15 protein-coding genes are annotated in these 15,197 nt (G+C 55.0%); 13 read left to right on the top strand and 2 right to left on the bottom strand.

Annotation, left to right across the window (positions count from 1 at the left end; genetic code table 11):
- The 3 genes from gltS to ACTHUE_RS04310 form a co-directional block, all read left to right on the top strand.
- A partial coding sequence (gltS, locus tag ACTHUE_RS04320) for a sodium/glutamate symporter (protein ID WP_440402813.1) occupies positions 1-781 on the top strand: 781 nt, incomplete at its 5' end.
- Positions 782-886: 105 nt separating this feature from the next.
- The gene (locus ACTHUE_RS04315) at positions 887-1,909 is read left to right on the top strand and encodes a lysozyme inhibitor LprI family protein (RefSeq protein WP_440361261.1); all 1,023 of its coding nucleotides are present in this window, start codon (positions 887-889) and stop codon (positions 1,907-1,909) included.
- Between the two features lie 54 nt (positions 1,910-1,963).
- Positions 1,964-2,959, top strand: a complete 996-nt coding sequence (locus tag ACTHUE_RS04310; protein ID WP_004519091.1) for a S49 family peptidase — start codon at positions 1,964-1,966, stop codon at positions 2,957-2,959.
- A gap of 191 nt (positions 2,960-3,150) precedes the next feature.
- Here the strand turns inward: ACTHUE_RS04310 and pdxA are convergent, their stop codons facing one another.
- On the bottom strand, positions 3,151-4,155 hold the full coding sequence (gene pdxA, locus ACTHUE_RS04305; RefSeq protein ID WP_440361260.1) for a 4-hydroxythreonine-4-phosphate dehydrogenase PdxA: 1,005 nt from the start codon (positions 4,153-4,155) through the stop codon (positions 3,151-3,153).
- Positions 4,156-4,312: 157 nt separating this feature from the next.
- Positions 4,313-4,843, bottom strand: a complete 531-nt coding sequence (locus ACTHUE_RS04300; protein ID WP_079453682.1) for a cytochrome b — start codon at positions 4,841-4,843, stop codon at positions 4,313-4,315.
- 232 nt (positions 4,844-5,075) lie between these two features.
- On the opposite strand from ACTHUE_RS04300, the gene ACTHUE_RS04295 reads away from it, so the two are divergent.
- From ACTHUE_RS04295 to waaA, 10 genes are all read left to right on the top strand, one after another.
- Positions 5,076-6,605, top strand: coding sequence for an ABC transporter permease (locus tag ACTHUE_RS04295; RefSeq protein WP_049335779.1), 1,530 nt, complete (start codon positions 5,076-5,078; stop codon positions 6,603-6,605).
- 113 nt (positions 6,606-6,718) lie between these two features.
- Positions 6,719-7,282 (top strand): hypoxanthine-guanine phosphoribosyltransferase, encoded by a 564-nt coding sequence (locus tag ACTHUE_RS04290; protein WP_003681752.1) that lies wholly within the window; start codon positions 6,719-6,721, stop codon positions 7,280-7,282.
- Positions 7,283-7,340: 58 nt separating this feature from the next.
- Positions 7,341-7,769: a PTS sugar transporter subunit IIA gene (locus ACTHUE_RS04285; protein WP_049335776.1), complete on the top strand. Its 429-nt coding sequence runs from the start codon at positions 7,341-7,343 to the stop codon at positions 7,767-7,769.
- Positions 7,770-7,818: 49 nt separating this feature from the next.
- Positions 7,819-8,088 carry an HPr family phosphocarrier protein gene (locus ACTHUE_RS04280; protein WP_003683718.1) on the top strand — a complete coding sequence of 90 codons (270 nt, stop codon included), beginning with the start codon at positions 7,819-7,821 and terminating at the stop codon, positions 8,086-8,088.
- Positions 8,088-9,851: a phosphoenolpyruvate--protein phosphotransferase gene (ptsP, locus tag ACTHUE_RS04275; protein WP_049335774.1), complete on the top strand. Its 1,764-nt coding sequence runs from the start codon at positions 8,088-8,090 to the stop codon at positions 9,849-9,851. The genes ACTHUE_RS04280 and ptsP overlap by 1 nt, the downstream gene beginning before the upstream one ends.
- A gap of 515 nt (positions 9,852-10,366) precedes the next feature.
- Entirely contained in the window at positions 10,367-11,482 is a 1,116-nt protein-coding gene (locus ACTHUE_RS04270; protein WP_440361259.1) for an ABC transporter substrate-binding protein, read from the top strand.
- Positions 11,483-11,598: 116 nt separating this feature from the next.
- Positions 11,599-12,645: a FecCD family ABC transporter permease gene (locus tag ACTHUE_RS04265; RefSeq protein WP_293190685.1), complete on the top strand. Its 1,047-nt coding sequence runs from the start codon at positions 11,599-11,601 to the stop codon at positions 12,643-12,645.
- Between the two features lie 10 nt (positions 12,646-12,655).
- Entirely contained in the window at positions 12,656-13,420 is a 765-nt protein-coding gene (locus ACTHUE_RS04260; protein ID WP_315116836.1) for an ABC transporter ATP-binding protein, read from the top strand.
- A 68-nt stretch (positions 13,421-13,488) separates the two neighbouring features.
- A complete protein-coding gene (locus ACTHUE_RS04255) occupies positions 13,489-13,920 on the top strand; it encodes a plastocyanin/azurin family copper-binding protein (protein WP_440361258.1) in 432 nt (143 codons plus the stop codon).
- A 138-nt stretch (positions 13,921-14,058) separates the two neighbouring features.
- Positions 14,059-15,197 (top strand): lipid IV(A) 3-deoxy-D-manno-octulosonic acid transferase (waaA, locus tag ACTHUE_RS04250; protein WP_440423052.1); only part of this gene is annotated, 1,139 nt, incomplete at its 3' end.

The raw sequence follows: 15,197 nt of genomic DNA, 5'->3' as shown, positions 1-15,197 counted from the left end.
GGGTCCTGACTTTGAAAGCAAATTCGGCCTGACCGGCGCAACCGGCTTAGGTATGGCTTCTGCAACATTCGGCCTGGTATTCGGCGGTTTGATCGGTGGTCCTGTTGCACGCCGTCTGATCAACAAAATGGGCCGTAAACCTATCGTCAAAACTGCCAAATCCGACGACAACGATGCTACTGATGACATCTTCGAACAAGCACAGCGCACTCGCCTGATTACGGCTGACTCCGCTGTCGAAACGCTCGCGATGTTTGCCGCATGTTTGGCTTTTGCCGAAATCGTGGACAGCTACGACAAAGCCTTCTTCGACTTGCCTAAATTCGTATGGTGTCTGTTTGCAGGCGTGGTCATCCGCAACGTCCTGACTGCCGCCTTCAAAGTCAATATGTTTGACCGTGCCATCGACGTATTCGGTAACGCCTCCCTGTCACTCTTCCTGTCTATGGCTCTTCTGAACCTGAAACTGTGGGAATTGACCGGTCTGGCAGGCCCTGTAACCATCATCTTGGCCGTACAAACCGTCGTGATGATTCTGTACGCCACTTTCGTTACCTACGTCTTCATGGGTCGCGATTACGACTCTGCCGTATTGGCAGCCGGTCACTGCGGCTTCGGTTTGGGTGCCACCCCGACTGCCGTTGCCAATATGCAGTCCATTACCCAAACTTTTGGCCCGTCTCACAAAGCCTTCTTGATTGTACCTATGGTGGGTGCGTTCTTCGTTGACTTGCTCAACGCCGCCATCCTCTCCGGCTTCATCAGCGTCATCAAAGGCTGATACGTCTGACATAGAAAAGCACTTGCCGCATTTACTTGCTGCAAGTGCTTTTGTTATGATAAGCACGTCAGGCCGTCTGAAAGGCCGTCATCTTCAGGAGTACCCATGTACAAAAAAACCGCTTCCGTATTGATTTTAAGCACGATTCTTCTTGCCGCATGCAGCAAAGAAGAGCCCAAAGCCGCACTTGATTGCGCCCAACCGGCCACACTGCAAAACATCCGTACCACCATCGAAGACACCCTCAAACAACAAGCGCGCTCCTTTGCCCGCAATGACAACCGCCAATTTGTCGATGCCGACAAAATCATCGCCGCCGGCCTCGAATTAGAAACCCTGCTTGAAGACCCCAAAGAAACCGGAGACGACGGCAAAGCCATCTGCCGCGCCAACCTCAAAATCCGCATTCCCGACACCATCCTCAAGACGGCCATAGACAACAGCCCGCTGATTTACGGCAACACCCCGTTGTCCGACATGCTCGAACAAAAACTGATGGGCAGCAACCTGACTTTTGAAAACAACACGTTCAGCACCACCCTGCTCTACACCCCCGATAAAGACGGCAAACCGGTTTTCGAAGACAATACCCTGAGTTCCACCGCCCAAACCCTTTCCGCCACCCTGCTGCCCTACGGCGTGAAAAGCATCGTCATGATAGACGGCAAACCCGTGTCCAAAGAGCAGGCCATCAAACTGCTGCAAAACCAAAACACGGAAGAACCACCCACCCTCAATCCGCAAGACATCCTTGAAAACAACGCCGCCAGCCAAGCCGTCGGTTTGACCGATAATGACGACGATTCAGACTACGAAGTCCTGCACCCTGACCGTGAAACTCCGCGCAACGAGCCGCCCGGCCTCAGCCAAAGCGAACTCGACAACGCGCGCGCGCAAAACCGTCAGACAGACGGCGAGATCAACGACCTCTGGGGCGGCTTAGACAGCGATGTCAAACAACAAATCCTCGGCGAACAACGCGCCTGGATTCAAAGCAAAAAACTCAACTGCCAACAAGCCGCCGCGTCCGCAGACAACGCCGCACAAGCAGAATACCTGCGCCTGCAGTGTGAAACCCGTATGACCCGCGAACGTACGCAATACCTGCGCGGCTATTCCATCAACTAAAACCGATAAGGCCGTCTGAACATTCAGACGGCCTACAAGAAAGCACATCACATCATGCAATACCGAATCCACCGTGAAGGCGATGCCCAAAACACACCCTCTTCAGCCTCCACCCCCGTCGACAACTGGGAGCGCAACACCCTGCGCGAAGTCCTCCTCGCCGCCTACCAAGAACAGCGCCGCGCCCGCATTTGGCGCAATATCTGGCGCGGCGTCGCCGTCCTCATCTTCCTCAGCCTAATCTTCGGCCTTGCGGAAGAAGAAGGAAAAACCACGAGCATCCAAGCCCGCAGCGAACACACCGCCGTTATCGACCTGACCGGCGAAATCGGCAACGACATCGACGACCAAGTCCAAATCCTGCGCGACAGCATGGAAGCCGCCTACGAAAACGGTAACGCCAAAGCCATCATCATTCGTGCCAACAGCCCCGGCGGTTCGCCTGTCGTGTCCAACACGGCCTTTAACGAAGTCCGCCGCCTCAAAGCCGAACACAAAGACATCCCGGTCTACCTCGTTGCCGAAGACATGTGCGCTTCCGGCTGCTACTACATTGCCGCCGCAGCCGACAAAATATACGCCGACCCTTCCAGTATTGTCGGCAGCATCGGCGTGATCGGCGGCGGTTTCGACTTTACCGGCCTGATGGACAAAGCCGGTGTCAAACGCCGTCTGAAAACCGCCGGCAGCAACAAAGGCATGGGTGACCCTTTCACGCCTGAAACGCCGGCACAAACCCAAATTTGGGAAACCATGTTGGGCGATATTCACCAAGAATTTATCAAAGCCGTCAAACTCGGCCGCGGCGCAAGGTTGAAAGACAAACAGTATCCCGATATTTTCAGCGGCCGCATCTACACCGGCAAAGAAGCCAAACAGGTCGGCCTGATTGACGACTTCGGTAGCATTTACAGCGTTGCCCGCGATGTTGTCAAAGCCCCCGAGCTGGTCAACTACACGCCGCAAGACGATTTCAGCAAAATGCTCAGCCGTCGCTTCGGTGCGGAAGTGAAGGCCAAAGTCAAAGAAACTTTGTCTGAAATTTGGTAAACCAAAAAACCAAAAGGCCGTCTGAAACCCAAAACATGGGTCTTCAGACGGCCTTTTTTATATGGTTTTTAAAATAAAACGCTGATTATTGTCCAAACATCCATCGACTTCATCAAATCAGCATGCAGATGCTCCCTGATGATGCTTTTACGGGAACACATTACGCCTACAAACGATTAAACCTCTACGTTTCAGACGGCCTGTTTCTGCATATTGTGCGACATATCAAACGCGGCGCGGACGGCGGTAATCAGGCTGCCAGAATCAGCTTTGCCCGTACCTGCCAAGTTCAAGGCCGTGCCATGGTCGACGGAAGTGCGGATAAAGGGCAGGCCGAGGGTGATATTCACGCCTTCGCCGAAACCGGCGTATTTGAGTACCGGCAGCCCTTGGTCGTGATACATGGCGAGGACGGCATCGGCATCTTTGAGTAAAAAAGGTTGGAACACAGTATCAGCCGGATAAGGGCCGCGTGCGTCTATGCCTTCGGCCTGCAGGGCATGAAGCGCCGGAATAATGGTGTCGATTTCTTCGTGTCCCAAATGGCCGCCTTCGCCGGCATGGGGATTGAGGCCGGTAACGAGGATGACCGGTTTGGCTATGCCGAACTTATGGCGCAGGTCGTGTTCAAGAATGCGGACAACCGACTCGATTAAAGGCTTCGTGATGGCGGCGGAAATGTCTTTCAGCGGCAGATGGGTGGTAACCAACGCCACGCGCAGGCCGCCGCCGGTCAGCATCATGACAACTTGTTCGGTATGGCTTTTTTCGGCGAGGTATTCGGTATGGCCGCTGAAAAAGCCGTTGTCTGCGTGGGCATCGTTGATGATGCCTTTATGCAGCGGCGCGGTAACCATACCGGCAAACAGGCCGTCTGAAATGCCCTGATACGCCGTATCCAGCAGTCGGAGCACATACGCGGCATTGGCAGGATTGAGTTCGCCCGCCCGACACTCGGCATCTAAGGGAATATGCAGAACTTCGAGTTCACCCTTGGGCAACGGTTCAGCCGCTTGAGCTTGAAAATCGCGCAAAATGACGGATTTGCCGAGCTGTTCGGCCCTGTTTACCAACAGGTTTTTGTCGCACAAAACAACGGGGCGACAAGGAAGGTCGGCGAAAGCCAAATCAAGGCAGATGTCGGGGCCGATGCCGGCCGGTTCGCCGGATGTAATGGCGAGAATAGGAGCAGTCATGGTGTTTCTCGGTACGGTTTACAGTATTTAGACAACAGTCAGGCAAAATGCCTGCCCTACTTTTGCAGATTAACACAAATACAAAAAGGCCGTCTGAAAACAGTTTTTGCTTGATCAAACTGTTTTCAGACGGCCTTGGCTGTTTACCGTTTTACACTTAAGAACGACGACCGATCATGCGGTATAAAACGTCGTGGCCTTGAATGCGGTGGACAACAACCATGGCGATGTGGCCGGCGACCAGCGCGAAGAGCAGCCAGCCGAGTTTGCCGTGCGCCATATTGCCGAGGTTGGACATCCATTCGATTTTTTCAGGCGAACCCTGCATCACTTCGACACCGAATACTTTCAACGGGCCACGGCCGCCGCCATATTGGCGGATCATGCCGATAACGGGAACGGCGAGCATGAAGACGTAAAGGGCAAGGTGGCCTGCTTTGGCGGCAAAGCTGTCGGCGGCAGGACGTTTGGACGCATTGAGCAAGGCCCAAACAATGCGCACGATAATCACCAGCAACGTGATGAAACCGATGGATTTATGCACGCCAAAGAGCGATTTGACCCATTCTTCGCCATCATAGATGGTCCAAACGGTAATGGTGGAGAGGATGCCGATGAAACCGAGTACGGTCAGCCAATGCAACGCGCGCGCGACGGCATCATAGGTTTGTGGACGTGTAGCGGTCATAATGTTTCCTTGTTTTTGATTTATTTGATTTTTTGAAGCGGCGGATTGTATCAAAAATACCCAACCAATTATGTTGCCTTTTTGAAGAGATTTCGTAAATGTTTGGAAAATTTGAAGAAACGGCGGTTTTATCCGTAAAGCTACACAGGCCGTCTGAAAACAAGGGCAGGAATACCACCTTCTATGCCGAACTCGGGCTAAAATAGGCATTTTTATTCTCGGGTACGCATCGATGCAGGTTTGGATTCGGCGGTTTGCGCTGTTGCTTCTGCCTTTAGGTTTCTTAGCGATTATGGTGGCCGCGCCTTTGCTGTCGTTGGCGTTTTACGACGGCGAAGGCGCTTGGGCGGAAGTGGTGGCTGATGACTATATGCGCCTGCGCTTGGGCTGGACGGTGGCGCAGGCGGTTTTGACCTGCGTCTTGGTCACGGCTTTGGGCGTGCCTGCGGCGTGGGTGCTGGCGCGGATGGACTTTGCCGGACGGCGCACGGTTTTGCGCCTGCTGATGCTGCCTTTCGTGATGCCGACTTTGGTGGCAGGCATGGGCGTGCTCGCCTTGTTTGGTGCACACGGTATGCTGGCGGCAGGTTGGCAGGACACGCCGTGGCTGCTGATTTACGGCAACGTGTTTTTCAACCTGCCGGTTTTGGTGCGCTCGGCGTATCAGGGATTTGTGCGTGTGCCGCAGGCGCGGTTGCTGTCGGCACAATCTTTGGGCGCGGACGCGTGGAGGCGGTTTGTCTGGGTCGAATGGCCGGTGGTGCGCGCGTGGGTTGCCGGCGGCGCGTGCCTGGTGTTTTTATATTGTTTTTCAGGCTTCGGGCTGGCCTTGCTGCTCGGCGGCGAACGTTTTGCGACGGTGGAAGTGGAAATCTACCGGCTGGTGGCGTATGAGTTGGACATGGCGCGTGCGTCGGTGTTGGTGTGGCTGGTGCTGGCGGTTACGGCGGCGGCAGGCGGTTTGTATGCGTATTGGAGCAGGCGCGTGACTGTGGATAAGTCAGTCTCGCCTTTGCCTCCGCGTGCGCCGATATGGGCTTGGGAAAAATGGCTGACGGCAACGGTATTGACCATGTTGGCAGTGTGCTGCCTGCTGCCTTTGGCGGCGGTGTGGCTCAAGGCGGTATCGGCAGGCTCTTCGTGGTCGGTTTTGTTTGAAGCGCAGACTTGGACGGCTGTGTGGAACACCGTCCGTTTCTCTGCGGCAGCAGTGGCGGCGGCGACGGTATTGGGCGTACTGTATGCGGCGGCGGCACGGCAAATGGCGTGGTTGCGCGCGCTGATGTTTTTGCCGTTTATGGTGTCGCCCGTGTGCATTGCGTTCGGCGTATTGCTGCTCTATCCGCAGTGGACGGCTTCGCTGTGGCTGCTGACGGCGACTTACGCGCTGTTGGCGTATCCGTTTGTGGCCAAAGATGTATTGGCCGCGTGGGACGGTTTGCCCAAAGATTACGCGGCGGCGGCGCGTACTATGGGCGCAAACGGTTTTCAGACGGCCTGTTATGTAACCGCGCCTTTATTGAAACCGGCTTTGCGGCGCGGTCTGACTTTGGCTTCGGCAACGTGTATCGGCGAATTTGCGGCCACATTGTTCCTGTCGCGCCCCGAATGGCAGACGCTGACCACTTTGATTTACGATTATCTCGGGCGCGCCGGTGCGGACAATTACGGACGGGCGATGGTGTTGACGGCAGTATTGACCGCTTTGGCTTTGACGGCATTTTTGCTGGTGGACGAAGCGGAAGGACAAAAGGCCGTCTGAACGTGGTCGGCTCAAATCCCTTCGCTTTCACTACACTATTGCCGCGCCTTGTATCGAAAATTGATTGAATCCGCTATATAATTTGTTTTTAACCGCACTCAACACGACCTATCATGACCGACTTAGAAACCAAACGCCTTGAAACCCAAGCCATGCTGGACAATGCCGACTTGCTGTTTGACCAAGAACAATGCCGCGCGGCCTTGCAAAAAGTTGCCGACGACATTACCCGCGACTTGGGCGACAAATACCCCCTGCTCTTGCCTGTCATGGGTGGTGCGGTGGTGTTTACAGGACAGTTATTGCCGCTGTTGCGCTTTCCTTTGGACTTTGACTACGTCCACGTTTCCCGCTACGGCGACAAACTCGCAGGCGGCGCGTTCAACTGGAAACGCATGCCCGACCCCGAGCAAATCAAAGGCCGTCATGTAGTCGTTTTGGACGACATCTTGGACGAAGGCCACACCATGGCCGCCATTCAGGAAAAACTGTTGGAAATGGGCGCGGCAAGCTGCCGTGCGGCCGTGTTTGCCAACAAGCTGATCGACAAAGAAAAACCGACCAAAGCCGATTATGTCGGTTTGGACGTGCCCAACCGCTACGTCTTCGGTTACGGCATGGATGCCGCCGGCTGCTGGCGCAACCTCGGCGAAATCTACGCCTTAAACAATAAATAAAACAAAGGTCGTCTGAAAAATCTTCAGACGGCCTCAACCCCCATGCTAGGAACACATCATGATAGGTTTGTTAATCATTACACATGAAACCATAGGTGAAGCCTATCGCGGTTTGGCCGACCATTTCTTTCCCAACGGCTTCCCCGAAAATCTCCACATCCTCGGCGTACAGCCCGACGAGGATCAAAACGACATCATCAACAACGCCATCGCCGCATTGCAGGAATTTCCCAACAACCGCGGCGTGCTGATCATGACCGACATCTTCGGCGCAACCCCATGCAACGCCGCACGCCGGCTGGTGCGCGAAAACAAATCCGCCATCCTGACCGGCCTCAACGCCCCGATGATGATTAAAGCCATCCAATACTCATCACAAGCCGAAAACCTCTCCGACTTCACTGAAACCGTCAAAGAAGCCGCCATCCGGGGCATTTTCGCCATTACATCCGCACCTGAAGACCTGGTGTGCAAAGAACACGGCTAAGGCCGTCTGAAAACATTCACTTTACGAACATTACATTTAGGGGACATCCATGCTCAAACAAGAAATCGAAATCATCAACAAACTCGGCCTGCACGCGCGCGCTTCCAGCAAATTCACCCAAACCGCCTCCCAATTCCAAAGCGAAGTCTGGGTCACCAAAAACGGCAATCGCGTCAACGGCAAAAGCATCATGGGCCTGATGATGCTGGCCGCCGCCAAAGGCACCGTGATTGAGCTGGAAACAGAAGGCGCAGACGAAGCCGCCGCCATGCAGGCGTTGACCGACCTCATCAACGACTACTTCGGCGAGGGCGAATAATGAGCATCGTCCTACACGGTGTAGCCGCGGGCAAAGGCATTGCCATCGGCCACGCCCACCTCATCACGCGCGGCACAACGGAAGTCCCCCAATACGACATTGATCTCGACAAACTCGATGCCGAAGTCGCCCGTTTCGACAACGCCATCAAAGCCACGCGCAAAGAACTGGAACAGCTGCGCGGCGCGATTCCCGAAAATGCTCCGACCGAATTGGGCGCGTTCATCTCCCTGCACCTGATGCTGCTGACCGACGTCACCCTCTCACGCGAACCCATCGACATTTTGTGCGAGCAGAAAATCAACGCCGAATGGGCATTGAAACTGCAAAGCGACAAGCTTGCCGCCCAGTTCGATAGCATTGACGACGACTACCTGCGCGAACGCAAACAGGACATGCTCCAAGTCGTCCGCCGCATCCACAACAACCTTGTCGGCCAAAGCAACGAAATCAACCTCGCCGGCAACCTGCTTGACGACACCGTCCTCATCGCGCACGACCTCTCGCCTGCCGATACCGTACTATTCAAAGAGCAGCACATTACCGCCTTCGTAACCGATGCCGGCGGCCCGACCAGCCACACCGCCATCTTAGGCCGCAGCCTCGACATCCCGTCCGTCATCGGCCTGCACAACGCCCGCAAACTCATTACCGAAAACGAAATCGTCATCGTCGACGGCATCAACGGCGTCCTCATCATCGATCCCGACGAAGTCGTCCTCAACGAATACCGCCGCCTCGCCCGCGAATACCGCAGCCACAAGCGCGAACTCAACAAAATCAAAAAAACCGCCGCCACCACGGCCGACGGCATCAACATCGAACTTTTAGCCAACATCGAATCCGCAGAAGACATCAAAGCCCTACACAACTTCGGCGCAGACGGCGTCGGCCTGTTCCGCAGCGAATTTCTTTATCTCAACCGCGACAACATGCCGACCGAAGACGAACAATACGAAGTCTATGCCGGCATCGTCAAAAAACTCAAAGGCAAAAACATCACCATCCGCACCGTCGATTTGGGCGTCGATAAAAATCCGCGCTGGTTCGGCCAAAACAGCACACCCAACGGCAGCCTCAACCCCGCACTCGGCCTGACCGGCATCCGCCTGTGCCTTGCAGAGCCGGTCATGTTCCGCACCCAAATGCGTGCCATCCTCCGTGCCGCCACCCACGGCCCCGTGCGCATGATGTGGCCGATGATTACGTCTATTTCCGAAGTGCGCCAATGCCTTATCCATCTGGACACGGCCCAACGCCAACTGACCGAACGCGGCGAAACCTTCGGCCCGGTCAGCATCGGCTGCATGATCGAAATCCCGTCCGCCGCCATGACCGTCGGCAGCATCCTCAAGCTCGTCGACTTCGTTTCCATCGGCACCAACGACCTGATTCAATACCTCCTGTCGGTCGACCGCGGCGACGACAGCGTCAGCCACCTCTACCAACCCGGCCACCCTGCCGTCCTCAAAACGCTGCAACACATCATCCGCACCGCAAACCGCATGGAAAAAGGCGTGTCCATCTGCGGCGAAATGGCCGGCGATACCGTCTTCACCCGACTGTTGCTCGGCATGGGCCTGCGCCGCTTCTCCATGAACCCCAACAACCTGCTTTCGGTTAAAAACATCATCCTGCACAGCAACACCGGCCATCTCGAAAACGATGCCGCCAAAATCCTGCGCTGCGAAGACCCGGAAAAAGCCGAAAAACTGATTAAAATCCTTAACCAAAGCGAACAGGCGGAATCACAGGCCGTCTGAATCTCTAAAAAGGGCGTGTTTCGATACACGCCCTTTTATTCGTCCCCATTTTGGGTTTACGCCCAACTCTCCCTCAAGCCCTCTTCTTCCCTATTTCGCCATTTCAAAAACCAACCTTTTTCACTTTTCCCAAACACTGCTTACAGGCCGTCTGAAAAATATAGGGCGCAAGTGAAATAAAACTTTTATGCCGACACCAAAGGCCGTCTGAACCCTGATTGCAAGGTTTCAGACGGCCTTGTTTTCAACCGAATACCTTTTATTTTTTTGCAATAAAAAACCCTTTACCGATCCATTCCAGCTACTGCCCACTATGGCTTTAGGTACCCCATATCATTCCTTTTTACTAGGTCTTCAGTACACCAAAGCCCTATATAAACACTATCCCTTCGTTTTAATGATGAAACTTTTTATTTCGAAATATGTCTATCCCTACATTCACTTGAAAAAAGATTCAATACCTTATAAATTTATAAAAAGATAGTAATTATCATCATATTTTAAAGGAATGATTCATGAGATTTACGCAACTTTCTGCTTTGATTGCCGCCGCAGCTTTATCAGTCGGCTCCGTATCCGCTTTTGCCAAACCCGTTCAGCTGACCGATACCGTTGGCCGTAAGGTAACTGTCGACCTGCCTGCCAAACGTGTGGTGTTGGGCTTCTATTACCAAGACTACATGGCCATCGGCGGTAAAACCGCGCTGGACAACGTCGTTGGTTTTTCCAAAGCAGTTTGGGCCGACTGGGCGCCGCCGAGCTGGGCGGCATTCAGCAAAGCCGTGCCTAAACTGAATCAGCTGACCGACGTGGGCGAAGTGGAAGTCGGCACTTTCTCGATTGAGAAAGTATTGGCGCTGAAACCCGATTTGCTGGTTTTGGCCGAATGGCAATACAAGGCTTTGGGTTCCGATCTCGACCGCATCAACAAGGCCGGCATCCCCATCGTCGTGTTGGACTACAACGCGCAAACGGTGGCCAAACACGTCCAATCGACCAAGCTTATCGGCACGCTGACCGGCCAGCAGCAAAAAGCCGACAAACTGGCGGCAGACTACAAACGCGTTGCCGACACCATCCAGGCGCGCGTGAAAAAAGCCAACCTGCCCAAGCCTAAAGTCTATGTCGAGTTCGGCAATAAAGGCCCTGCCGAACACAGCGTAACCTTCGGCAAGAGCATGTGGGGTTCGATGGCGACGCTGGTCGGCGGCAACAATATCGCCGCTTCTTCGGTCGAATTCTACGGCCCGATCAATCCTGAAAAAGTCCTCGCCGCCAAACCCGACGTGATCGTGATTACCGGCCGCGAAACCGAATTGAAGAAAAACCCTGCCGCCATGGTGATGGGCTGGGGCATTCCGAAAGCCGAAGCGGAAAAACGCTTGGCAGGCTTTGCCAAACGCGCCGGCTGGGCGAACCTGCCTGCGATTAAAAACAACCGCCTCTACGCCGCCTACCATGCCAACTCGCGCACGCTGTCCGACAGCGCGTCGATTCAGTTTATGGCCAAAGCGATTTATCCGCAGTTGTTTAAAGATTTCAACCCTGAGAAAACCTATCTGGACTTCTACCGCCAAAACCTGCCCGTCGTTCCGAGCGGCACGTTCTACCTCTATCCGAAAGGACAATAAGGTAGTTTAGATTTTCAGACGGCCTTTTAAATCGGAAGGCCGTCTGAAATTTTTGCGGAAGAAAAAGGCAAACCCGTTCTCCCCTTTATCAACATTCTTTTTTAAAGGTTTGAAACATGAATGATTCGGTTGTCGCCGAGATTGTGAAAAACCAGCGCAAGTTGGAAGGCAAGCGTTGGTTGATTGTGTTGATGTTTTTAATCATCGCGGCGGTCAGTTTTTTATTCGACATCGCCACCGGCCCGGCGATGACGGACACGCTTCCTGTCGGCGAAGTGGTCAATGTTTTGCTGGGCAAACCCGAAGTTGATGAAATGAACCGCCTGATTGTGATGGATTTGCGCCTGCCGATTGCGGTAATGGCGCTGGTGGTCGGTGCGGCTTTGGGTGTCGGCGGGGCGGAGATTCAAACGCTCTTGAACAACCCGATGGCCAGCCCTTATACGCTGGGCTTGGCGGCGGCGGCAGGTTTGGGCGCGTCGGTGGTGATTGCGTTCGGCGGTTTCGGGCTGCCTGAAACGGTCGCCGTCCCCATCGGCGCGTTTGTGATGACCATGCTGGCTTCGGGCATCTTGTTCCTGTTTGCCTCGGCGCGCCGCTTCAATTCGGCGATGCTGGTGCTGGTGGGGATTGCGCTTTTGTTTCTGTTTCAGTCGATTTTGTCGCTGATTCAGTTTATCGCCGCGCCTGAGATTTCGCAGCAGATTCTGTTCTGGCTGTTCGGCAGTTTGACCAAGGCAACTTGGGAGACGGTCATCGTTACGGCGGCGGTTACGGCGGTATGCGTGTTTCTGCTTTCGCGCGATGTGTGGAAGCTGACCGCGCTGCGTTTGGGTGAAGAACGCGCCGTCGGGCTGGGCATCAATCTGCAATTTTTGCGCCTGAAAACGCTGGTGTTGGTGGCGGTGATGACGGCGACGGCAATCAGTTTTGTCGGCGTGATCGGCTTTATCGGCTTGGTTGCCCCGCATGTGGCGCGGATTCTTTTGGGCGAAGACCAACGTTTCTTCCTACCCGGCGCGATGCTGGCAGGGGCGGCGTTTTTATCGGTGGCAAGCGTGTTGTCCAAGGTGATTATCCCCGGCGCGCTGTTTCCGGTGGGGATTGTTACGTCGTTTGTCGGCGTGCCGTTCTTCTTCTGGATTGTATTAACGAAACGATAGGCCGTCTGAAATGTTGAAACTTGAAAACGTACACATCCGGCGCGGCGATTATGTGGTCGCCGACAGTATCGATTTGACGCTGGAACAAGGCAAAGTCTATTCCGTGCTCGGCCCGAACGGCACGGGCAAATCCTCGCTGATGAAAACGATTTTCGGCGAAGTGGCGCACAAAGGCACCATCCGCTACGGTGACGAAGCGTTGAGCAAAATCCACCTGCAAAGCTGGCGCAAACGCATAGGCTATATGCCGCAGGACACCGCCGCCGAAGCCTCGCTGACCGCGTTGGAAGTCGTGTTGCTCGGCCGCATGGACGCGCTGCACATGCACGTCGGCGACGAACTGCTGCACGAAGCCGCAAGTATCATGGCGGAGCTGGGCATCGGCCACTTGGCGCACCGCGACGTCATGCGGCTTTCCGGCGGACAGCGGCAGCTCGTGATGTTTGCCCAAGTCATGCTGCGCCGCCCTGAAATCCTGATGCTGGACGAACCGGTCAGCGCGCTGGATATGCACCACCAGTTGAACCTCTTGGAACGCGTGGTGCAATACACGCACGAACACAATCTGGTTACGCTGATGGTCTTGCATGATTTGAGCCTCGCCGCGCAGTTTTCAGACGGCGTGATTCTGCTCGGCGAAGGCAAAGTACAGGCGCAGGGCGCACCGCAGGACGTGTTGCAGGCGGACATGATAGGCAGACTGTATAAAGTGGACATCGAACTTTTGTACGACAGCAAAGGCCTGCCCGTTATCCGCCCGATGCGGCAATCCTAGCTGAGAAATCTGCCACCAAGAAACCAGCCCCGCAACCATTTTATACTCTTCACAAAAAGGACTCCCCCATGAAAAAATCCCTCTTCCTCCTGATGCTGACCGCGTCCCTTAGCGCACACGCCGCCAACCACGAAATCAAAATGCTCGACAACGGCAAAGACGGCAGTATGGTGTTCGAACCCGGCTACGTCAACGCCAAAGTCGGCGACACCGTAACCTTCAAAGCCACCAACAGCGGCCACTGGGTACAAAGCAAAGCCCTGCCCGAGGGCGTTGCCGACTTCCTCTCTGAAGACGGTAAAGACTTCACCCTCAAACTCGACAAAGAAGGCGTATACGTCTATACCTGCCCGCCGCACCGCATGATGAACATGAGCGGCGTGATTCAGGTCGGCAAACCGGTGAACAAAGCCAAAGCGCAAGCCGTTGTCGATGAAATGGAAAACCGCGCCATGCAAAGCAAAGGCCGTCTGAAAAAATATATGGCGCAAGTGAAGTAAAAGCGTTTATGCCTGCATTAAAGGCCGTCTGAAACCTTTCAGACGGCCTGTTTCCTTTGCGTAAAACCCGCATCAAAGCTATATCTTCCGTTTCAGTTTCCGATAAAATAGGCCTATTCCGACACAAGATCCGTAAGCATGATACGCCGCCTTTACGCCACGCTGTGGCACCTCGCCCCCTTCCTGATCCGCCGCCACCTGCGCCGCCGCGCCCTCAAATCCCCAGCCTATCTCGAGCATTGGGACGAGCGTTTCGGGCAGGCGTATCCCAATCCCGTACAACGCCCGATTTGGATACACGCCGTATCCGTCGGCGAAACGCGTGCGGCCGAACCTTTGGTGCAGGCATTACGCCGCCATTTTCCCGACTCGCCGTTTCTGATTACCCAAATGACGCCGACTGGCCGCGCCACCGCGCAATCCCTGTTCCCCGATGCGCAATGCCGTTACCTGCCCTACGACAAATCCGAATGGGTCGCCCGATTTTTAGCCGAACACCGCCCCATCTGCGGCATTTTGATGGAAACCGAAATCTGGCCCAACCTGATGCACGGCTGCAAAAAAGCAGGTATTCCCCTCTTTCTGGCCAACGCGCGCCTCTCCGAAAAATCCCAACGCGGCTATCTTAAAATCCGCAAGTTGGTCGAGCCTGCCATGCAGACCCTCTCCGGCTGCTTTGCCCAAACCGCCGCCGATGCCGAACGCCTGCACCTCATCGGCGCATCCAACGTCCACGTCTGCGGCAACACCAAATACGACATCGCGCCCCCCAACGACTCGCGCCCGCTTGCCGCCGCCTTTAAAGAACGCATCGGCGCACGAGCCGTCGTCGTCTGCGCCAGCACGCGCGTGTATAAAGGCACAGACGAAGCCGAGCTGCTCCTCAAAGCATGGCAGGGCTACCGCGGCAATGCCTTGCTGGTCATCGTCCCGCGCCACCCTGAAAACTTTCAGACGGCCTACGATATCGCCAAATCGCTTGGTTATACCGTGCAAAAACGCAGCGACGGACAACCCGTTTCCCCCAACACACAGGTTTGGATAGGCGACAGCATGGGCGAACTTGCCGCCTACTATCTCAGCGCAGACATTGCCTTCGTCGGCGGCAGCCTCGTCGATGCCGGCTGCCAAAACATCATCGAACCCATCGCCTGCCGCGTCCCCACCCTCTTCGGCTACTCCAACTACAACTTCGCCCAAGCCTGCAAAGGCGCAGTCGAAGCCAAAGCCGCCGTCCGCGTCGAAACCGCCGAAGCCTGGTACAGAACCACGCGCCA

The sequence above is a fragment of the Neisseria sp. P0021.S005 genome, from assembly GCF_051956955.1.
The sequence above is the reverse complement of the archived record's forward strand: the minus strand, read 5'-3'. Positions and strand labels throughout refer to the sequence as shown.